We start from the raw sequence: 21,583 nt of genomic DNA, 5'->3' as shown, positions 1-21,583 counted from the left end.
AGCCTATAATTATTGAGTAGGGTAAATGAGACGAGAATAAGTGATAGCTATGGCAAAACTAAAAACTAGATTTACCCGAAAAGCTTTATTAGATTATTGAAAAAGTGGTAATAATCAAAGCTCAAAAATTAGCAAAAATAAAATGCTGCGTATGTTTTTAGATTTTTTTGTAGAAGATGCCTTTAAAAACCCTTCTTCTCTCACTCCTTACACAGAGGAAATGGCTAAAGAAATCGATGAATTATTAAAGGGTGTTGCAATTGATTAAGACTAAACCTATAGCTTTGTGCTGTCCTAATAGCCTAAATACCACGATCAAATATTAACAAAATCTTAGAAAATCCTGACATTAATGTTAACCTAGTTTAGAATAATCCCTAAGCATCTAAAATACTCACTTTTACCAAAAAATGTATCACAAAAGTTATGGCATACTTGAAACCTTAGCACCCCTTCATGTGGGAGCAACCGCAGGAGAAGAAACGGGTAATCTTAACCTCATTTTTCGTGACCAATTCACCCAAACAGCAATTATCCCCGGTAGTTCTATTCGCGGCCGTTTTCGTGCCGATATGAACAATATAGATGAAAAACGTACATGGTACGGACACGAAACAATCCCAGGACAAGAAGACGGAGGAACCACCGAAGCAAAAGTTAAATTTGAATATGCTTCCCTCGTTTGGTTGCCGGTATTTTGTCCGGGGCAGCCGATAGTTTGGGTCACTTCTCCCCTATTATTAAAACGCTACAAACAAATCACGGGAATCTCTGCAAAAGTACCCAATCCCTATACTGCTTCCCCTAGTTTACAAGCGCGAGTAGTGCAGGGAGTTAACCGCAATAGCAAAGTTTTATTTTTTAACTTAGGATTTCTCGAAATTGAACACTTAGAGGAGCTTTCTTCGTGGATTCCCCCGCAAGCGGATTTAAAAGCTTCTCAATTAGTCGTCGTTGATGATAACGATATATCCATGCTGCACGATATGGCACTCTACCGACAAAGCCGGGTTAAACTACTAGAAGGTCAGAAAAAAGTGGATACAGAAAAAGGAGCTTTTTTCAATGTGGAAGCTTTACCCGTGGGTAGTATTTTAGTTTTTCCCATTGCTTGCAAAGAAACAGGATGGCAACCTTTTGGAGAATCGGTAAACCAAAAAGAATTATATTTCGGAGGATTAGAATCTATCGGTTTTGGTCGTTGCCAAGTTACTATTTTAAACTACGCTAATCAATAATTACATTTTATCTAATATTATGGCTTGGAAAGAATACAATCTCGATCGCATTGCTCAGAAATTAGTTCTCGCTGCCAAACTACGGGATCGAGATTCTCTCAATCAATCTTTTAAAATGCGTGAATCCGTTTCCTATGGACTAGAAAGATTCTGGGGTGAACATCTGCGCTTACAATCCAAGGAACCCAATAAAGCACAATACTGGAAAGAAACTTGGGATAAATTAGTCGAAACCATGGCAGAAGCGGGGATTTCTATCCCTAACGATACCGTACAGGTAAATGATACCGAATCTGTTCAAGCAATGGCAGAAAAACTCTGGGAATTAAAGCTAGAAGACCAGAGAATTACCCTCGCTGTTTTAACGCAACTATGCGATTGTTTAGTTTGGTGGACTCAAAGATATAAAGGAACAAAGGAGCGATAAATTATATGGTTAATATTCCCGATATTGGTGACAAAATCCCCCTGATGTTTCGCGCACAAACCAAAGGGCGATCGCAATTACAATATATTGACTCTAAAAAAGATGAAAATGATAGCCAAAAATGGGTAAAGGAATGGATAGAACGAGTCGATGAAAATCCTCCCCAATTTGGTCAAGAAGTAAAAACCAAAGAATATCAAATATCGTGGCGATTCGTCACTAATGGGGGACAAGATGAAGGAATAATTCGGCCTGTAATGGGTGCTTATGGCATACCATTTTATCCCGGTTCCAGCATGAAAGGAGCCTTTTGTCAAGCTTGCACCCCCGAACAAAAACAACGTTATCACCTCGAAAAAGATAGCGATAACCCTAGTCTTTTGCGCTTCCATGGCGGTTATCCCGTTAATGATTGGACGGAAAATCTTTTAGATATTGTTCACCCGCAACAGGGATGGCAAGTAAAAACCCCAAACACTCGACAAAAACCCAGTGGAGAAAGTGGTTTTGCTTTAATTTCTCTCTATCAACCTACCCTAAAATTTGGCATTTCTACCTCAATAGAACAACCCGATTGGGAGGAGATTTGGACTATCTGGGAAAGAGCTTTAGAATCTGGTCTAGGATGCCGTGTTAGTAGCGGTTACGGCTTACCAAAAGACATTAAATCTTCAAAAGAACCTTTATATAAATGTTTTCTGAAAGGGCAAGGAATGGCTCCTAAAAGCCTCGATGGTGCAAGGGAATTTCGACCCAATATTTTTCGAGGAGCAATTCGCGGTCATGCCTTGCGTATTTTTGGCGGTTTAACTGATGCTAAAAATGCCGAAAAGTTAGTTAATCAGCTATTTGGAGGAATTGACGGAGAAGCAAGCCAAGGTTTACTAGCGGTCGATTTTTGTGTCAAATCTCTAGAGTTAGGAACCTTTGCCAAGGGTTACAACGAACCCACCTACACAGTAACAGGAGAATTACGCTGGATTCTCACCCAATCCCAATCTCTCCCCGAAAACCAGCAAGAATGCTTAAAAAAATTAATTTGTTTTCTCACTCGTTTTGCCATGTTATTAGGAGGATTTGGTAAATCATGGCGACGAGCAGATCATAGTATTTTCTATGAGGATTATTATCCCAATAAACCCTTAATTGGCTGTCATTGGCAATGGGGGAATAAAAGTTCTTTAATCAACGATAATAAAGTCATAGATTTAACTCATGTTCATCCCTTTATCAAAGATGTTCGCACTATTGCTAAACAATGGATGTCCTTACAAAAAGATATCCCCATAACTCCCGATAATAGTGCTAACTGGCGAGAAAGTTGGCATCCTAAAAATGTCGAGGTTTGGGGAAGAATTGCCGAAGATAAAGATGATTCTCTAGCCATAAAATGGCTTCACAAAGCCTATCAAAAATTGGATAATTTAAGTATCTATAAAACCTCGGTGACAGGAAGTATCGATCAAATTGGTTGTCTTTGGCATCGAATGTATCCCCTTGTGAATATTATCACTACTGAACAGGGCAAAAAAAGACCGAAAGACACCTATAAATATCTAGAATTATTAACAATTTTTCCTGATGACTCTGATGATTGTGCTTATTTTCTAGGTTTTCTAGACGAGAATAATGGTCAAGAGGGAAAATTTCAAAAACTTTGGCCGAAATAATCTCGTTTATAGTTAAGTACCTAAGCAAAATTAATGACAAATTAGGATTAGTTGGAAACATAAAGAGTAAGGCTAATTCATTAATTAGCCTTACTCTTATCCCTTACCTATTAGGTCAAATAGGATTAGTTGGAAACGTTAACCCCTCATTTAGTCCGCTTGTCCAAGTAATCGCCTTACCTATTAGGTCAAATAGGATTAGTTGGAAGCAATTCCACCCATTCTAACCAAGTGCCTTTGAAATTTTCGCAACCTTACCTATTGGGTCAAATAGGATTAGTTGGAAACTTCTTATCGTAGGTGTCGATATGGACAATCGAACCACCATTACCTATTAGGTCAAATAGGATTAGTTGGAAACATCAAGGCTATTCCCCAATCCGGCTCGACGGTTTCGAGTAGTCTTTACCTATTAGGTCAAATAGGATTAGTTGGAACCTAAAAAAGTAGGGCTAATTCCGGAATTAGCCCTACTCTTATCTCTTACCTATTACTGGACTTCCCTGTTGACAAAAGGCCATAACCTGTGCTGTAGGAGGGATTAAAAGAATTTCCGCCGCCCCGTTACTGGGTACAAATTAGGGAAACCCCTAATAAATCTAACGCATGATTGTTGTAGTTCAGTCGGTCAAGTTATCTTAGAAAAACGATAACTTCCTTCTCTAATCGTACATTCTACTGTATGCAAGCAAATTGTCCCCAGGTCTTCCAACAAAGTCCGAAAACTATGCACAGGGAGGTTTTCTTGATTCCGTTTTTTTCTCTCTTTAGATTGAGCGGATTCACTGCGACTAGCTTTAATCACATTCAGAGAACTATCATCAATTTCTTCATCCTCAAATAACCAAGGAGCCAAGCACTGTTTTAAATGCCATTCCACATAATAAGCCAACATACACAAAAAGATATGGGCTTTGATTCTATCACCCTGATAATGATAGATAGGACGCACCGTTAAATCAATTGACTTATAACAGCGAAATGCCTCCTCCACTTGAGATACACTTTTATAAGCTTTAACCGTTGTCGCTGCATCCATCAACATTTACTACCAAATCATTACCAGCAGGTGCAGAGCAGAAGAAGTTAAGAACATTCCCCGCAATAATGGCCAGCAGTGGCCGGAGAAATAAGGCGGGGAATGCCTGCTTGAGCTAGAGGTTCTGGAACAGTACGTTGGTGTTACTGAGAGTAGGAGATCCCGTCAACGTGATGATCGCCAACGGACTGAAGGTTGATCCCGCGGAACCATCGGCATCGTAGGAGAGTACCCCACCGCTGTAGGTGAGGTAGCCAGCTGCAAGGGCGTCGGTATAGTTTGTGGTTCCCAAAGACACGCTACCCAAGGACGTGAAGGCGCTGGCACCAGTGGTATTGAACACGATGGTGTCGGTATCGCCGGAAATTGCACTGAAATTGGTAATCACATCCTGCCGGTCGTAGATGCTCAGGAACTGGAAGGTGTCGTTGCCGCCGCTACCAGCGAGGGAATCATTGCCGAACCCGCCGACGATGGTGTCATTACCATTACCACCATTGATGATATCATTGCCAGATCCGCCGTAGATCAGATCAAAGCCGCCGATTCCGCTGATGGTGTCGTTGCCGGTGCCGCCCCTGATAGTGTCGTAGCCGTTGCCGCCGTCGATGATGTCGTTGCCGTCGCCGCCATTGATGGTGTCAGTGCCTTCGCCGCCATTGATGGTGTCATTACCGGTTGATCCAGTGATGGAATCCGCGCCAATTGTACCTGAGCCAATCACACTATCGCCTCCAGACGGACCATCATTCGGGTCAGGACCGACGCCCACGGTCATAGCGATGTTGGCCGAATTGGCAACACCCTGGTTGCCAAGGGTATCGAAATAGTCGTTGGACACTGCCACTGTTCCCGTTGCTGACTGGAAGTTGGTGGCAGTGAACGTGGCGGTGTAGCTGCTGCCGCTGCCGGTGAAGTTGCTCAGCACCCCGTTGGTCAGGGTCACGTCGCTGGCGGCGAAACCGCTTACGGCTTCGCTGAACTGGAAGGTAACTGTAGTGCTAAAGTTCTGGCCAGTGAGCAGTTGGCTGGCAAAGTTGATGCCCACTGTCGGATTGAGCGTATCAATCGTCACCGTATCCGAGCCGGCTCCACCATCTTTGCCCGCCACGTCGGTGTAGCTGGCCGCTGCCACGGACACCGAGCCGGTGGTTTCCACCGCATCGTCGGCCGTGAAGATGGCCGTATAGCTGCTGCCATCCACCAGGGTGAAGTCGCTCAGGGTTCCACCGCTGACGTTCACATCACTGTTGTCAAAACCGGCGACATCTTCGCTGAACTCAAAGGTTACCAGAGAACTGTTATCGCCGTCGTTGAGGGAAGGATCAACGATATCGACTGCGAGGGTCGGATTTTTGGTGTCAATCGTCACCGTATCCGTACCCGCTCCACCATTGTTACCTGCCACGTCGCTGTAGCTATCGGCTGCCACGGACACCGAGCCGGTGGTTTCCACAGCATTGTCGGCCGTGAAGATGGCGGTATAGCTGTTACCATCCACCAGGGTGAAGTCGCTCAGTGTTCCACCGCTGACGTTCACATCACTGTTGTCAAAACCGGCGACATCTTCGCTGAACTCAAAGGTTACCAGAGAACTGTTATCGTCGTCGTTGAGGGAAGTATCAACGATATCGACTGCGAGGGTCGGATTTTTGGTGTCAATCGTCACCGTATCCGAGCCTGCGGAGCCGGTGTTACCTGCCACGTCGCTGTAGCTATCGGCTGCCACGGACACCGAGCCAATGGTTTCCACCGCGTCGTCGGCCGTGAAGATGGCGGTATAGCTGTTACCATCCACCAGGGTGAAGTCGCTCAGTGTTCCACCGCTGACGTTCACATCACTGTTGTCAAAACCGGTGACATCTTCGCTGAATTCAAAGCTGACTAGAGAACTGTTGTCTCCGTCGTTCAAGGAAGCATCAACAATGTCCAGTGCAAGGGTCGGATTGAGCGTGTCAATCGTCACCGTATCCGTACCCGCTCCACCATTGTTACCGGCAATATCGGTGTAGCTATCGGCTGCCACGGACACCGAGCCAATGGTTTCCACCGCGTCGTCGGCCGTGAAGATGGCCGTATAGCTGTTACCATCCACCTGGGTGAAGTCGCTCAGGGTTCCACCGCTGACGTTCACATCACTGTTGTCAAAACCGGTGACATCTTCGCTGAATTCAAAGCTGACTAGAGAACTGTTGTCTCCGTCGTTCAAGGAAGCATCAACAATGTCCAGTGCAAGGGTCGGATTGAGCGTGTCAATCGTCACCGTATCCGTACCCGCTCCACCATTGTTACCGGCAATATCGGTGTAGCTATCGGCTGCCACGGACACCGAGCCAATGGTTTCCACCGCGTCGTCGGCCGTGAAGATGGCCGTATAGCTGTTACCATCCACCTGGGTGAAGTCGCTCAGGGTTCCACCGCTGACGTTCACATCACTGTTGTCAAAACCGGTGACATCTTCGCTGAATTCAAAGCTGACTAGAGAACTGTTGTCTCCGTCGTTCAAGGAAGCATCAACAATGTCCAGTGCAAGGGTCGGATTGAGCGTGTCAATCGTCACCGTATCCGTACCCGCTCCACCATTGTTACCGGCAATATCGGTGTAGCTATCGGCTGCCACGGACACCGAGCCGGTGGTTTCCACCGCATCGTCGGCCGTGAAGATGGCCGTATAGCTGTTACCATCCACCAGGGTGAAGTCGCTCAGGGTTCCGCCGCTGACGTTCACATCACTGTTGTCAAAACCGGCGACATCTTCGCTGAACTCAAAGGTGACTAGAGAACTGTTAGTTCCGTCGTTCAGAGAAGCATTAACGATATCGACCGTCACTGTGGGTGGGGTATTGTCGTAGGGAACGAAAACAAATTGCCCATCTACCGCCTTGATACCACCAGTGCCGTTGACGCTTGTGGCTCTGACACCAAGGGTGACAACACCCTGAGCCAATAACGATTCAATCTCTACCCCTTGATCCTTGCTGTAGCTGTAAGTATAGGTATTACCCGCAGTCAGAAGACTGCTGCCATTATGCTCCGTTCCCGTTAACCCCGTATCGGAAATCTTGTCGTATCCATCCCAGACGATACCAGTCCCATTCATATTGAGACTGTTATCCTTCGATAACAATCTGATAGTCCCATCCGCGTTGCTATCGCCATTCGACCACCATAACGCGTTGAGGTCCATTGACCCCTTCTTCATATCAACAGTCCATTGATTTGTGACTGTGTTGTAAGAAGCGGTGAACCAGAGAGCCTGGGTGGTGTCGCCGTATTCCCAGGTGTAAGTGCCTTCCTGCAATGTCATAATAAAAATTCCCAATCAACAATTCTATACATACGGCAGATTCAGGCTCAGTCTGGTACATCTTCTAAGTGGAAACGCTTATCCAATAAAGAGTTATCGGTGCCACACGGATAGAGGAACCGCCGTATCTAAATGATAACAGATTATGTAGCGTATGTAACCATTTAGGGGGGGCAAGCAGCCAGTGGCATTGATTCTATGGAAGGACTCTCCTGGGGTAGCAGAGAGGGAGAATTACTACTCCTCCCAGAGGCGCGAAGGGTTCCTCGGTTATAAATTCCAAAACATTGCGGTTCTGAGAACGCAGGCTCGTCACTACCATCAGCATCTCCGCCCTGAAAGGGTGACAACGAGGTTAAAGTCTAGGCTGGGTGTAGGCTGTGGGGAGTTTTTTGCTGTGAACAGTAAACAGTAATCAGTAATCAGTGCAAAGACAGTAGGAAACTTCTATTTAATACTGCACACTTAAAACTCAAATCTGATAACTGATAACTAATAACTGATAACTGCTATAAACCCCCCCAAACTAATCGGGCTGCCCAAAAGGGAATTAACAAAAATAAAGCGATAAAATCAGCCCATCTTAACTTTAATTCGTGCCAGCGTACTTGATGCTGATTGGGACTGGTAAAACCGCGAACCTCCATAGCGATCGCTATTTGTTCGGCGCGTAAAAGCAAATTATCTAGTAATTTTTCCACTACTGTTAACCAGACGTTTAAACTTCTTTTAATCCCTAATTTTTGCCAATCGATCGCCCTAGTTCTCACTGCCCTAGCCAGATTTTGCACTTCTTCTAAAACCAGGGGAATAAAGCGCAAAGAGAGGGTCAGAGTCAGAGAAATTTCCGTCACTGGCACATTAAATCGCCGTAAAGGACTCATTAAATTCTCTAAACCTTCGGTAATTTCTTCCGGGGCCGTCGTCAATAAAAAGAGATTAGTGCTATAAATCAAAGTAAAAATTAGGGTACTAATTCTCACTGCTAATTCCAAAGAACGTCGGGTAACAAATAAACGGCCTCTATCCCATAAAACATACTGATAATCACTTGCTGGCGGTAAATTCAGCCCTTCCTCCGGTAAACGCGGCTGAATACTCACCCCTAAACCATCGGGAGTGATAGCAGTAATCAGAAAGACGATAATCGCTAAAAATATCAGCCAGCCCATCTGTTGCCGCCAGACGCGGGGGGGAATAGGAGCCAACAGGGTTAACAACATTAACAATCCCACCAAAGCTAAACGCCACCAAGGATTAGCCAATAAAGGTGCTGCTAAAAAAGCCATTAACCAGATAAATTTTACCCGCGCATCTAGTTGATGTAGTCGGGTAATTGGTTGATCGAGATAAAGACCGATGGGCAAACTTCGCAATAAATCCATAAATTAGACCTTGGTGGCTCTATTAACCGTTTTTTCCACTTCTCGCGCCGGTTTGCCGCGCCAGATTAAGCGGATCGGGGTTCCTTTAAAGCCTAACTGTTGCCGGAATTGCCCTTCGATGTAACGGCGATAGTTATCATTAAAGCGCTGGGGATCGTTAACGAAAAGGGCGATCGTGGGAGGTTGACTCGATACTTGCGTGCCATAGTATAGTTTCCCCTGTTTTCCGCCTCTTGTGGTGGGGGGATTGTGCCATTTAACCGCATCTTCGATTACATCGTTGATTACCGAGGTACTGACGCGACGACGGTGAGATTCGGCGGCAATATCGACTAATTCGAGGATTTTGGTGACTCTTTGCCCCGTCATGGCGCTGACAAAGATCATTTCTGCCCAATCCATAAAATACAGCCGATCTTGGAGCATTTTGGTGTAAGTATTGATGGTGTAGGTGTCTTTCTCCACCGCATCCCATTTATTGACCACTAGCACCACCGCACGCCCTTCTTCAATGATTCGTCCCGCCAATTTTAAATCCTGTTCGGTGACACCATCTAGCACATCGATGACGAATAACACCACGTCAGACCGGCGAATGGCCTTAAAAGCACGGTTAATACTGAAAAATTCGGCTCCATAGTCCACATTCTTCTTACGGCGAATCCCGGCGGTGTCAATTAACCGATACACCTGTCCTTCTCGTTCAATTAAAGTATCGATCGAGTCTCTGGTAGTTCCCGAAATCGGACTAACGATCGCCCGTTGTTGTCCAGTTAAAGCATTGAGGAGACTGGATTTACCCACGTTAGGACGACCGATAATTGCCACTTTAATCTCTTCATTTTCGGGAATTTCCGCCCCGGGTGGCAAATATTTAATCACCGCATCAAGTAGTTCACCTGTACCAGAGCCGTGAATGGCCGAGATGGGGAAGGGTTCACCGATGGCTAATTCCCAGAATTCCGTCGCTTGCAGGACACCCTGTTCCACCGATTCACATTTATTAACTGCCAAAAGTATCGGCACATTTTGCTGTCGTAACCAAGCGGCAATTTCTCGATCGCCGGCGGTAATTCCTGCCTGGCCATCGACAACAAAAATCGCCACACTTGCCTCTGCTAGGGCGATTAAAGCCTGTTCGCGGATTAAAGGGAGAAATTCGCTGTCATCGTTAAAAACTAGCCCTCCTGTATCGACAATTTGAAAATCTCGATCGCACCAGAAAGCCGGTTGATAGGTGCGATCTCTGGTAATCCCGGGTTGATCAAAAACGATCGCCTGTTGATCTCCAGCGATACGATTGACGAGGGTAGATTTGCCCACATTGGGACGACCGATAATAGCGACGACAGGCAGTTTCATAAAGGGAGGAGGGGACGGAAATTAAAGACCCAATATTCTATCATAGCGATTTGCGATCGACCTTGGTTGATTTGAACGTTGGTTTACACAAAGGTAGTAGTGATGGAGATAGGAGTCGGTCGTCAGGATTCAGGAGACTATTTCTATTTATTCTCCCCATACCCCCCTCTCCTATAGCTTTTAAACGGGATTTAGTATGACAGGTCTAATGACCCAGAAAACAAGGAAGCGCGAGCGATTCATGTTAATTTTTATTAAGAAGCGATCTTTGATGAGAACAGACAACTATGAACTTCGAGATTCCCAGTGCCGTAAAAACTTGGTCACAATTTGGCCATCCCATTTTAATGTGGGTTTTATTAGGATTAACTATCTATGCGCTCTATTCGGGGCTACAATGGCGACGGACGCGGACAGCAGATAAAGACCTAAAAAAAGAATTATTGCCCAAAAATTTTCGCACTAAACACTATCAAATTGGCTCCCTAATCCTGGCTTTAATGGTGTTGGGGACGATCGGAGGTATGGCGGTGACTTATATTAATAACGGTAAATTATTTGTTGGTCCCCATCTGCTGGCCGGTTTAGGGATGGTGGGTTTAATCTCAATCAGTGCCGCTTTAGTACCTTTAATGCAAAAAGGCAACGAATTGGCTAGAATCACCCATATTACCCTTAATGCCGTCATTTTAGGTCTTTTTGGCTGGCAAGCCTTCACAGGAATGGATATAGTCCAGCGTATTCTCAGCAAAATGTGAGAAAACCTGAACAGAGAGGATGCGTCATCAGACGCATCTCACCGAACGCTGGCATCTCGCCAAGGAACTTCGGGGTATCTTCCTGGAAATTCTTGAGAAGTTGCTCTCGCTGCTTCACCAATAATTTGTCAATGATAGACAATCCAAGTTTGAATTAATTCTTGTTGTTCAAACAGGGTTTTTCCCTGTGGAGCATACTTTTCTACACGCTCAATTGCTTCTAAAATATCCCGCAAGCGTTCGGTATCATCTCTCCTAGTGGTATTGCTTCTTTAAGTACCCGCTCTCTGATTCTATCTTTAAGTCCCTGTTCGGTAACAATATCAACTTTGCCGCCTAACAAAGCTTCCAGTTCTCGAATTAACGGCAAAGGAAACCAGGAACTCCGACGTTCGCTACAATAATCAATTAATAAATCAATATCGCTTTTTTCGTCAGCTTCTCCCCGTGCGACAGAACCAAAGATTCGCACGTTATTCGCGCCGTGTTTAGCAGCAATAAATAGCAATGATTTTTTCTCGTTTGTTTTTGAGTAATTCCTCAATTTTCATGATCTACTGACAATTTTGAACACCTATCTACTTAACCGTAGAACAGATTACACCTTGATTGTCTTTAATCGGGATGACAGGATTCGAACCTGCGGCCCCTTCGTCCCGAACGAAGTGCGCTACCAAGCTGCGCTACATCCCGAAAATTTTCAGCTAAATCATCATAGCATATTCGGCCTTGATTGGGTCGAGACTTGCTAGGATATTAGGGATATAGGCAAAAATTATCGGAGTAGTTCAGGCGTGACGGTCAAACCAGAGTGGTTACGGGTGAAAGCACCGCAATGGCAGCGAGTCGGCAGTGTTAAGGAAGTTTTACGCGATTTAGGCTTAAATACCGTTTGTGAGGAGGCTTCCTGTCCCAATATCGGCGAATGTTTCCACGCGGGGACGGCTACCTTTCTAATTATGGGTCCTGCTTGCACTCGCGCCTGTCCTTACTGTGATATAGATTTTGAGAAAAAACCGCAACCTTTAGACTCCACGGAACCCCTGCGACTAGCGGCAGCCGTACAACGTCTTGATCTTAATCATGTAGTGATCACTTCTGTCAATCGCGATGATTTGGCTGATGGTGGCGCTAGTCAATTTGTCCGTTGTATCGAGGAAATTCGCCGCATTTCTCCAAAAACCACCATCGAAGTGCTGATCCCCGATCTTTGCGGCAATTGGCAGGCTTTAGCTTTAATTCTTGCTGCTAAACCTGAAGTTTTAAACCACAATACCGAAACTGTCCCCCGTCTCTATCGTCGCGTGCGTCCCCAGGGTGATTACCAGCGTTCTCTAGAATTATTGCAGCGCGCTCGCGCCATTGTTCCCGCTACCTACACAAAATCGGGCATTATGGTGGGATTGGGGGAAACCGACGAGGAAGTGCGGCAAGTGATGGGCGATTTAAGGGCCGTCGATTGTGATATTCTCACCATCGGGCAGTATCTGCAACCATCGCCAAAACATCTCGGTGTACAGGAATTTATCACCCCCGAACAGTTCCAAGCTTGGCGCGAATACGGGGAATCTCTGGGATTTTTACAAATTGTTGCGAGTCCCTTGACAAGAAGCTCTTATCATGCTGAACAAGTCAGAGCCTTGATGAATTTGTACCCGCGAGAGTCTTGAGATGGGGCAGCAATTGCTGAAAAGCTCGTCCTCGGTGGCTGATTTTTCTTTTTAATTCCGGAGACATTTCCGCAAAGGTTAAAGCGTATTCGGGAACATAAAAAATCGGATCGTAACCAAAACCACCTTTACCCCTAGGACTGGTGAGAATTTCTCCCGTACAGATTCCTGTGGCGCTCAAGGCAATCTCACCATCGGGACGGGCGATCGCAATTACACAGACAAAACGGGCCGAACGATCCTGATTATCTCCTAATTCTCTGACGAGGCGATCGATTCTTTCTCGATCATTTTTACCATAGCGGGCCGAGTAAATCCCCGGGGCATTTCCTAACCCGGTTACTTCCAATCCCGAATCATCGGCGATCGACCATTCTCCCAATGTTAGGGCAATTTGAGCAGCTTTTAAATAGGCATTTTCAGCAAAAGTCGCCCCGGTTTCCTCTATCTCTAAATCATCGGGTTTTAACTGCAATTCTAGGTCGATATCAGTTAAGTATTCCCCTATCTCTGCCAATTTACCCGGATTACTCGTGGCTAGAATTAATTTTTTCATTGGCATTTTATCTCAGTGATCAGTGATCAGTTACCAGTTATCAGATGTGAGGGCTCTTCTGGGTTCTGTGTGATAAGTTTAACTTATATAGTAGTGATCGATCTTTGTGTCCTCTGTGTCTGGAGTGGTTCCTTCCACTCGCTCGCCAGCAGGACTGTATCTTAGAATACATTTTACCCACCAAACCTAAGAGAGCCGTATTTTTTCAGTGAATTGCAGATATCTACTGATAACTGATTACTGTTTACTGATAACTGATAGTCCCGCTAACATTTGAGCGTAGGGAGTTTCGTGGAGGTGGGCCTTATTGACAGCACCAAAAAGGGTTAATTTGTCGATAATTACCGATTTCATTGCGGAAATTGCCTCTCCTGCGATCTCTAATAAATCCTTATCCTCTGGCCTACAAATTTCCCGTTTTAGGGACTGCATATAAGCTTGACGCACTTCCGTATTAACATTAAATTTGCAGACTCCTAACTGGATCGATCGCCCGATCATTTCTGGGGGTAAACCAGAAGCACCGTGTAAAACTAGGGGAATAGAAAGAAGTTGTCGAATCTGGGCCAGGCGATCGAAATCGAGACGGGGCGGACTTTTGTACTCGCCATGGACATTACCGATAGTTACGGCCAGAGAATCCACTCCCGTCGCCTGCACAAATTGCACTGCTTGCTCCGGATCTGTCATTTTAGCCTCTTTTTCGGCAATAGTTAACCCGTCCTCAGTGCCGCTAATTCGGCCAATTTCTGCCTCCACCACGGCCCCGTATTCGTGAGCGAGACGAGTCATTTCTTTGGTAAAAGCGAGATTATCTTGGTAGGGAAGATGAGAGCCATCGGCCATAATTGAGGTCATTCCCGCTTCTAGGGCCTCGTAGATGTTGCTGGCTTTAGTGCTATGGTCAAGATGGACTGAGATAGGAACCTTGGCCGAGCGAGCGGCCTCTAAACAGAGAGCGACGAGGGTGGAACTGCCATAACGCAAAGCACTGGGGTGAATTTGCAACATAGCGGGACTACGGCAATCCTCGGCGGCACTAATCACCGCTTTGACCCCTTCTAGGTTATAAACATTAAAAGCTCCGATCGCATAGATATTTTTGCGAGCGGTTTCGAGGAGTTCCTGAGTAGAAGCGAGCATAATATGGAAAATAACCAAAGACCACGACTACGGACTATAGTAATCATAGCAATTATCGTCGATTGGATTGACCCAAGGAAACTAAAGTAGGTTGGATTGACCTAAGGAAACCCAACCATAGACCCAAGGAAACCCAATAAAAAGATTCAGACAGATTTAGATGTTGGCTGTTGGGTTTCGCTTTTCCTGAGAATTTAGAGGTTTTCTTTAACATATTTATTCGCTCAACCCAACCTAAGAAACTACTACAGTTGCGAGAACAGTTTTCGAGCATCGGCGATGATTTGATCACCCCAGAGATTTTTTTGCAGGGTTTCAACCTGAGCAAATTCAGGGTCGATTTTAAGCGCACTTTTAGCAAGTTTGATCGCTTTCTCCGTATTGCCTTGACGGTAGAGAGTAACAGCGAGAGCCAGTTGATTTTCGGCAGATTGGGGGTTAATTTCCAGACTTTTTTGAAATTGGCTACTGGCCAAATTTAGATCGCCTTGTTCGTAATGAATTAAGCCAATATTGGTAATCGCAATCAGATTTTTTTCGTCCAGTTCGAGAACTTTTTGATAGTCTTGTAATGCCTCGCTATAGCGTTTTTGTCTTTTGTAAATTTCTCCCCGGAAATTATAAGAGTCCTTGAGCTTGGGATCGAGAATGATCGCCTGATTAAAATCCGCTAGAGCTAAATCCCATTTTTGAGTTTGATAGTAAAGCATTCCTCGCGTAAAGTAAAATGAAGCATTATCCGGCTTAAGCTCAATTGCCTTATTAAAATCCGCTAGAGCTAAATCCCATTTTTGCCATTCTAGGTACTTGGATCCGCGGACGAAGTAGGCACCGGGAAATTGCTTGATCTCGATAACTTTCGTGATATCTGCAATCGCTAAATCCCATTTCTTTTGTTGCTCATAAATAATATAACGTTGTAAATAAGCCGACCAGTATTTCGGATCGAGTTCGATCGCCCGACTGTAATCAGCTAAGGCGATATCCGATTTTTGCTGTTGTCGGTAAATTTCCCCACGGTTGTAATACAGTTCTGCATCGTTACTATTAAGCTTGATCGCCTTGTTATAATCGGCGAGGGCGAGATCGAATTGATTTTGATCGCGATAAATATCTCCCCGATAGCGATAGGCTAACTCTAAATAAGGATTAATTCGGATCGCTTGACTTAAATCGGTGAGGGCCAGATCCCATTCTTTTCGATCCCAGTATAAAATTGCTCTAGCTGCGTAAGCGAATTCGGGGTATGGCGAGAGTTCGATCGCCTTGTTAAAATCAGCGAGGGCGAGCTCCCACTTTTGTTGTTGAAAATAAACATTTCCTCGATTGCCATAACTACTAAAATAACCGAGTTCGATCGCCTTGTTAAGATCAGCGAGAGCGAGATCCCACTTTTTCTGGTGACTGTAAAGAGTTCCCCGCAACCCGTAACCCGCGCCAGAATTCGGATCGAGTTCGAGCGCTTTATTAAAATCCGCTAGAGCTAAGTCCCATTCTTGCCGCTCCGTATAGAATTGCCCGCGACTCTCATAACCGAAGCCGGAATTCGGATCGAGTTCGAGCGCTTTATTAAAATCCGCTAGGGCTAAATCCCATTTTTGCCAGTTGTCGTAAGCGAAACCGCGCATTAAATAGGCGACAACGGAATAGGGATTGATTTCGATCGCTTTTGTGAGATCGGCGATCGCTAACTCCTCTTCACTTTGAAAATTATAAAAAATACCTCTCATTTCATAAGAGTTAGGATTGTTAGGATCGATGGTAATTGCTTTGTTAAAATCCGCTAGGGCTAAATCCCATTGTTTTCGAGCCATGTAAAAATATCCCCGGGACCGGTAGGCTGGCGCGAAATTAGCATCGATCTCGATGGCTCGGTTATAATCAGCCAGGGCTAAATCCCATTCTTTCCGCTCTTCGTACACATCGGCGCGAGCTATATAAGCCCTAGGGTTATTCGGATTCAACACCAGAGCTTGATTATAATCAGCTAAAGCGAGATCCGATTTTTTTAGGTCCTTGTATATATTCCCGCGATTGCTATACCAACTGGAGCGAGGAGCGATTTCTATAGCGCGGTTAATCGCTGCTAAGGCTCGATCGTACCGTTTTACGTTTTGTAGTGCCGACGATAGACTATTGTAATAGTTGGGATTCTGGGGAGAGATTTTGATCGCTTGTTCAAAAAAAGCGATCGCTTTTTCGGATTGATTCATCTGCTCATAAAATACACCCTGATAATTTAAAATTTCCCTATGAAATTCCGAACCTTTCTCGCGAGCGGGTAGAGTAGCGAGGGCTTGATCGAGGGCTTCGAGTGCTTCTCGAGCTTTGTATTTGCGCCCGTAAACCATTGCCTTACCGTACCAAGCTAAATAGGTATATTCGGGATCGTTTAATTGTATCGCCCGATCGAAGGCTTGCAGGGCCCGCTCGTCTTTTTTCAAGCGCCAGAGTTGATTTCCCCGCTCGATCCAGATGTCTGCGGAGGCGTTGGTTTCCGGTACTTCTACACTGACAAGAGTGCGATCGATCTCCTGCTGTTGTTGTGCTGTTAACTGGGGTTGAGCGGTAACGAAAGAAGATAATTTAACTCGAAATCTTTCCTGTAAACCGATAAAACTATTAATGGGAATCCCTAAGCTAAAACCTAGCTGAATTTTCCCCTTAACCCCCTCGGAGCGTCCGTGAATACCGATCACCTGTCCTGCAGCGTTTAAGACTGGACCGCCGCTCATACCGCCGAAGGTAATACTGGTATAGACCATATCGTAACCGCCGCTCAGGGAACTAACCCTGATCGATGCCCCACTTTGGGTAATCGTAAAATCACTCTGTCGCGTGGCGAGAAGTCCTTCCTCCTGACTTTTCACTGCACCGCCGCTAAAGAGCCATCCCGCTCGTTTATCGCCGATTTTGGGAAATCCCGCTACAAAAACGGGACTCTCTCGATTGGGGCTATAGTTGGCGATTTCTGCGACCGGATAATTCTCGTTACTCTCGAAGGTAAAAATGGCCAGATCGACCCCTTCCTGTCGAATAATGGTTTTTCGGTCGAGGGGAAGGGTTTTGCCGTCGCTGGTGGTGAGGGTATAGGTGTAATCGGCACAGGTTTTCTCCTCGGCGATTTTCTCACAGAGGACATGATCGGCGGTTAATACGGTGTAGGTTTTTCCTTCGCGGGCGATAATTGCGCCGCTACCGTTGGCCTGACTGCTACTATCGATCCGCACGGTGAAACCCTTCGCTTTTGTTTCTAATTGGGCGATATAGCCAGTATAGGTGGGGTTTTCGATGCCCGGTGAGCTTTTCGGTAAGGGTAATTGGTACGCGGTCAGGATTTCGGGCCGGATGTAGGTTAATAGGGTATTGATGGAAATGCCCCAGTTAACCGCTCTCATCTGTTGGATTTCCGCGTCTGTGGGTTTTGTACCGTCTTCGTAGGTGTAGTTAGAGAGAATCGGATAGGCCGATCGCCCGTTAATGCCGATTAACTCATCCTCGAAAAAGATACCACCGCCGCTCATTCCCTGCACGATATCGCCACTATAACCGACGCTGTAGCCTTCCAGGAGGGGTCGATTGCTCACCTGTTCAATTTTCCCGTTATCGGTGGTGTACTGCCCCGTTTCTGCGGAATAACCGGTTACAGTGATATCTAGTTCCGCATCCGGGGAAATGGCGCGAATTTTAGCGATCGGATAATCCCGGGTATCGCTAAACTCCACCAGGGCCAGATCCTTATCTTTTAAAAGGGAATTCGGCGCGATCGAGGCTGTGCGGGTTTGGCCGTCGTGGGTTTGGATCTGTAGGGTTTTCGCGCCGCGGATAACGTGAGCGTTGGTCAAAACGAGGTATATACTGCCTTTTTTCCCGATAATGATTCCCGATCCCCGATTTATCTCGCTAGTAATCTTAACAGTGACTTGACGGATCGATCGCTCGATCTGCGCGTTTGGGCTGTCTTCCGCCACGATCGCCGGAGCAGAGAAAGGGGATAGTGCTTTAACCGGTACGACGGGCAGAAGTAGGAGGCTTAGGAGTAGGGGAAAGGGTTTCAACATGGTTATTATGGGGAAATTCGGGGTAAAACAGCGAAAATTCTAGCGGGTGGGAACGCAATTATTTTGCGGGCCAGCAGATCTCGTACCACAGGGTGCGTCGCGATCGGCGAGTGGAGCTTTGGCGAAAAACTCCCTCATCGAGATATAGGTTTTATCTCCGGAATTCTGGAGGAGCATATCCGAGGTTTTCCCCTCTAGGATGTCCATGAGTTGTTGCAAGACTAAATCTGGATTGTCGTGGGGTTTAAGGGTAAAAAGTTGGCTATTGCCGTCGCAGGGATCGCCGGATCGTGAAACGCTGCAGATGATCGGGTATCCCTTCGCCCGGCCGGTGGTGAGATAGTTAAAACGCCCTTGATTATATGCTTCCTGGAATTTTTTCGTGACTTCCTCGCAACGAACCGGGGAACGTTTGGAGAAATATTCCGATTTCCAGCCGATAATCCGCACATTGCCGCTTCTTTGGGGAATCCAAGCCAGGGTAGCGGGGATTTTTCCTCCCGATGCGCGATCGAACACCTCTTTACAGAAGAAGGTGACGCGATTCGGGGTGGTCGATTGGCTGAAACCGGGGGCGATACCACCGAGGAGGACAGTGGCGAGGAGGCCGACGCAAGCGAGACGGTGGGAAATATATCTAGAGTTCATAGGGATAGTTCCTCAGAAAATAGGGATTAGAATCGTGATTAGGGTCAAAATGGGATTATTTAAGGGTTAGCGGCGGCGTTGAGGGTGTAGCGACCCGATTCACCCCCTTCGCGAGAGGTGGCCACTAGGATATAAACTCCATCGGCGGGTAATTCGGTTACAAGTCGAGCGTTAAAATCCCCGGGGGCGCGATCGACGCGCTGGTCACTACGGGCGACCTCTGGGTATTTTGTCCCCTCGGAAGATTGGAGAACGCGATAGAGGACAAGATAGGGAGCGATCTCGTTGCTGTTCATATCCAGAACGATTTTCTGTCCGGCACGACCCTCGAACCTGTAATATTGTTGGTTTTGGTCTTTGGTCAAGTTGCCTTGAACGGTCTGACCGTTAAGAGGGAGGGCGAGTAACTGTATCCGATCGTCCTGTCCTAATGTTGAGACGGTGGAGACATCACCTGTTTTAACTGCGGTGAGGAAAGCTTGCAGGCGATCGAGGGAAACGGCGAAATTAATGCCGCTCTGGGTAAGGCCGATCGGGTTTCCCGCACCGTCGTAAACGTAACTCCCGATATCGCCTGCGACGTTAACCCCCACCACTTCCCCCCGTGAATTCAAAAGCGGCCCGCCGGAATTGCCTTTGTTGATATTAGCGTTGTGTTGCACAATGCCTTTTTCGGGGTCGAGACGGCTGATAATGCCCTGGGTGAGGGTGTTTTGATAGTCCTCGTTTAAGGGTGTGCCGATGGCGAAAACGCTTTCGCCGACTTTGGCGGAGTTCGGACGGGCAAGGGGAAGATAGGGCAGGTTTTGGCGGTTATAGATCCGCAGGACGGCTAAATCCACGCCATTTTTAGCGAAGCCGATCACGTCTGCCGAGGCCTGCTGTCCGTTGGAAAATTTCACCGTCACCACCCGGGGTCCGTCCGCAACAACGTGGGCGTTGGTAATGATGATACCGTCGGGACTGACGAGAAAGCCGCTACCGTGGCCGCTGCCATTTTTGACGGTGACGACGGCGGGGCTGGCTTTCTGATAGACTCTAGAAGCGGTCTGCTCCTGTGCGAGGATGGGTGGAATGTTTTCCATCAGGAAGCCTCCTGGTTGAACGAGTAGGCCAGTGGTGGCCAGTAGCACCGATAGGGTGAAAGTAATTGGTTTCATCGGGTTGGCTCCTCTTTAGTCGAGGGATACTTGCAAGGATGTTATCGTTGGTTTTTTCCCAATTATGCGATTAAGTTTTAAGTCCTCAGGTTGCTTTTTTCACAAAAGTTTAGAGGGGGAGAGCGATCGCTCTTGGGCAATTCGTAGTATTCCTGTTCTACTAAAAGAACGGGAGGATCGGGCTGATGCTTTACTAGAATTAAGTTTAGGGGGCGATTTACAAACCGCTCAGGTTGCTACCGCTTGCCGTAGTGCGATCCGCAACGGTACAGCTTTAAGTTTAGAAGAAATGCAGAATTTACTCGATGATTGGCAAAATACTCGTAATCCCCGCACTTGTCCCCACGGAAGACCGATTTACTTATCCTTAGAAGAAACTTCGCTCGCTCGCTTCTTCCGTCGTCATTGGGTAATCGGCAAAAGTCACGGCATTTAATCAGTTATCAGGATTCAGGAGTCGGGATTCAGGAGATTATTTTTATTTATTCTCCTCTCCCCTCTCTGGGCTCTTCTAGGTTCTGTGTGATAAGTTTAACTTACTATATGATCGATCGATCTTTGTGTCCTCTGTGTCTGGAGTGGTTCCCTCCACTCCCTCGCCAGCAGGACTATATCTCAGAATACATTTTACCCACCAAATCCAAAAGAGTCAAATACCCGAGAGAATATCAATGCTTAAAAAATCTAAGAGTACAATTGTTATTTTGTTAACCATTACCTTTTTAGCTTTAGGAGCTACATCAGCAATAGCGATGCAAATTTTTGTCAAAACGATAACTGGCAAAACCATAACTTTAGAGGTTGAGCCATCTGATACAATTGAGAATGTAAAAGATAAGATTCAAGACAAAGAAGGTATTCTCCCAGAGCAGCAAACTTTGATATTTGCTGGTAAGGTTTTAGAAGAGGGGCGAACTTTAGCTGATTATAACATCCAAAGAGAAAGCACATTACATCTAATCCAAAATTCACCGGTAACTGTTTTTGAACCTTCGGTAACAGCCGCTCTAATTTTTCTAGGGTTAGGGTCTATAATAGTAAGATCGACGAATCTTAATCAACGGAGGAAAAAAACAGAACAAAATTCTTTAAAATCGGGTAAAATAGTTCATAAATGAACTTCTCCTAAATATGGTGGCTAGGGCGATAATTAGTTTAG

15 protein-coding genes, 1 tRNA gene and 4 pseudogenes are annotated in these 21,583 nt (G+C 46.0%); 8 read left to right on the top strand and 12 right to left on the bottom strand.

Annotation, left to right across the window (positions count from 1 at the left end; genetic code table 11):
• Window positions 1-142 precede the first annotated feature (142 nt).
• The 4 genes from ACQY1X_RS18660 (at window position 143) to ACQY1X_RS18645 (ending at window position 3,335) form a co-directional block, all read left to right on the top strand.
• A complete protein-coding gene (locus tag ACQY1X_RS18660; protein ID WP_430013321.1) occupies window positions 143-268 on the top strand; it encodes a hypothetical protein in 126 nt (41 codons plus the stop codon).
• Window positions 269-410: 142 nt separating this feature from the next.
• On the top strand, window positions 411-1,238 hold the full coding sequence (locus tag ACQY1X_RS18655; protein ID WP_002736838.1) for an RAMP superfamily CRISPR-associated protein: 828 nt from the start codon (window positions 411-413) through the stop codon (window positions 1,236-1,238).
• Window positions 1,239-1,257: 19 nt separating this feature from the next.
• On the top strand, window positions 1,258-1,665 hold the full coding sequence (locus tag ACQY1X_RS18650) for a hypothetical protein (protein WP_069474142.1): 408 nt from the start codon (window positions 1,258-1,260) through the stop codon (window positions 1,663-1,665).
• A 5-nt stretch (window positions 1,666-1,670) separates the two neighbouring features.
• Complete coding sequence (locus ACQY1X_RS18645) at window positions 1,671-3,335, top strand: RAMP superfamily protein (protein WP_430014996.1); 1,665 nt, start codon at window positions 1,671-1,673, stop codon at window positions 3,333-3,335.
• 564 nt (window positions 3,336-3,899) lie between these two features.
• On the opposite strand, the pseudogene ACQY1X_RS18640 reads toward ACQY1X_RS18645, so the two are convergent.
• From ACQY1X_RS18640 to der, 4 genes and pseudogenes are all read right to left on the bottom strand, one after another.
• Window positions 3,900-4,377, bottom strand: a pseudogene (locus ACQY1X_RS18640) (IS1634 family transposase); the annotation flags it as partial.
• A 112-nt stretch (window positions 4,378-4,489) separates the two neighbouring features.
• Window positions 4,490-7,681 carry a beta strand repeat-containing protein gene (locus tag ACQY1X_RS18635; protein WP_430014995.1) on the bottom strand — a complete coding sequence of 1,064 codons (3,192 nt, stop codon included), beginning with the start codon at window positions 7,679-7,681 and terminating at the stop codon, window positions 4,490-4,492.
• Between the two features lie 509 nt (window positions 7,682-8,190).
• Complete coding sequence (locus ACQY1X_RS18630; RefSeq protein ID WP_002774784.1) at window positions 8,191-9,066, bottom strand: energy-coupling factor transporter transmembrane component T family protein; 876 nt, start codon at window positions 9,064-9,066, stop codon at window positions 8,191-8,193.
• A gap of 3 nt (window positions 9,067-9,069) precedes the next feature.
• The gene (gene der / locus ACQY1X_RS18625) at window positions 9,070-10,428 is read right to left on the bottom strand and encodes a ribosome biogenesis GTPase Der (protein ID WP_430013318.1); all 1,359 of its coding nucleotides are present in this window, start codon (window positions 10,426-10,428) and stop codon (window positions 9,070-9,072) included.
• 287 nt (window positions 10,429-10,715) lie between these two features.
• Between der and ACQY1X_RS18620 the strand changes: the two genes are divergently transcribed.
• Window positions 10,716-11,186 (top strand): DUF4079 domain-containing protein, encoded by a 471-nt coding sequence (locus tag ACQY1X_RS18620; protein ID WP_002741005.1) that lies wholly within the window; start codon window positions 10,716-10,718, stop codon window positions 11,184-11,186.
• Window positions 11,187-11,233: 47 nt separating this feature from the next.
• Here the strand turns inward: ACQY1X_RS18620 and ACQY1X_RS18615 are convergent.
• The 3 genes and pseudogenes from ACQY1X_RS18615 to ACQY1X_RS18605 form a co-directional block, all read right to left on the bottom strand.
• Window positions 11,234-11,422, bottom strand: a pseudogene (locus ACQY1X_RS18615) (HepT-like ribonuclease domain-containing protein); the annotation flags it as partial.
• Window positions 11,407-11,737, bottom strand: a pseudogene (locus tag ACQY1X_RS18610) (nucleotidyltransferase family protein). The pseudogenes ACQY1X_RS18615 and ACQY1X_RS18610, both read right to left, overlap by 16 nt.
• Before the next feature lie 68 nt (window positions 11,738-11,805).
• A tRNA-Pro gene (locus ACQY1X_RS18605) sits at window positions 11,806-11,879 on the bottom strand.
• Window positions 11,880-11,950: 71 nt separating this feature from the next.
• Between ACQY1X_RS18605 and lipA the strand changes: the two genes are divergently transcribed.
• Entirely contained in the window at window positions 11,951-12,856 is a 906-nt protein-coding gene (gene lipA, locus ACQY1X_RS18600; protein ID WP_128575114.1) for a lipoyl synthase, read from the top strand.
• Here the strand turns inward: lipA and rdgB are convergent.
• The 5 genes from rdgB to ACQY1X_RS18575 form a co-directional block, all read right to left on the bottom strand.
• Window positions 12,819-13,412, bottom strand: coding sequence for an RdgB/HAM1 family non-canonical purine NTP pyrophosphatase (rdgB, locus tag ACQY1X_RS18595; RefSeq protein WP_052275329.1), 594 nt, complete (start codon window positions 13,410-13,412; stop codon window positions 12,819-12,821). The two genes, lipA and rdgB, sit on opposite strands and share 38 nt — an antisense overlap.
• 237 nt (window positions 13,413-13,649) lie before the next feature.
• Complete coding sequence (locus ACQY1X_RS18590) at window positions 13,650-14,555, bottom strand: class II fructose-bisphosphate aldolase (RefSeq protein WP_002774772.1); 906 nt, start codon at window positions 14,553-14,555, stop codon at window positions 13,650-13,652.
• A gap of 245 nt (window positions 14,556-14,800) precedes the next feature.
• Window positions 14,801-18,616: a tetratricopeptide repeat protein gene (locus tag ACQY1X_RS18585; protein WP_430013317.1), complete on the bottom strand. Its 3,816-nt coding sequence runs from the start codon at window positions 18,614-18,616 to the stop codon at window positions 14,801-14,803.
• Window positions 18,617-18,655: 39 nt separating this feature from the next.
• Window positions 18,656-19,264, bottom strand: a complete 609-nt coding sequence (locus tag ACQY1X_RS18580) for a COP23 domain-containing protein (RefSeq protein WP_430013316.1) — start codon at window positions 19,262-19,264, stop codon at window positions 18,656-18,658.
• A gap of 59 nt (window positions 19,265-19,323) precedes the next feature.
• Complete coding sequence (locus tag ACQY1X_RS18575) at window positions 19,324-20,424, bottom strand: S1C family serine protease (protein ID WP_430013315.1); 1,101 nt, start codon at window positions 20,422-20,424, stop codon at window positions 19,324-19,326.
• Window positions 20,425-20,548: 124 nt separating this feature from the next.
• Here ACQY1X_RS18575 and ACQY1X_RS18570 point away from each other — a divergent pair.
• Window positions 20,549-20,860, top strand: a pseudogene (locus ACQY1X_RS18570) (DNA mismatch repair endonuclease MutL); the annotation flags it as partial.
• A 235-nt stretch (window positions 20,861-21,095) separates the two neighbouring features.
• Entirely contained in the window at window positions 21,096-21,542 is a 447-nt protein-coding gene (locus tag ACQY1X_RS18565; RefSeq protein ID WP_430014994.1) for a ubiquitin-like protein, read from the top strand.
• The last annotated feature ends 41 nt before the right edge of the window (window positions 21,543-21,583 follow it).

Source organism: Microcystis protocystis FBCC-A270, assembly GCF_050500235.1.
GTDB lineage: Bacteria > Cyanobacteriota > Cyanobacteriia > Cyanobacteriales > Microcystaceae > Microcystis > Microcystis ichthyoblabe_A.
The sequence above is the reverse complement of the archived record's forward strand: the minus strand, read 5'-3'. Positions and strand labels throughout refer to the sequence as shown.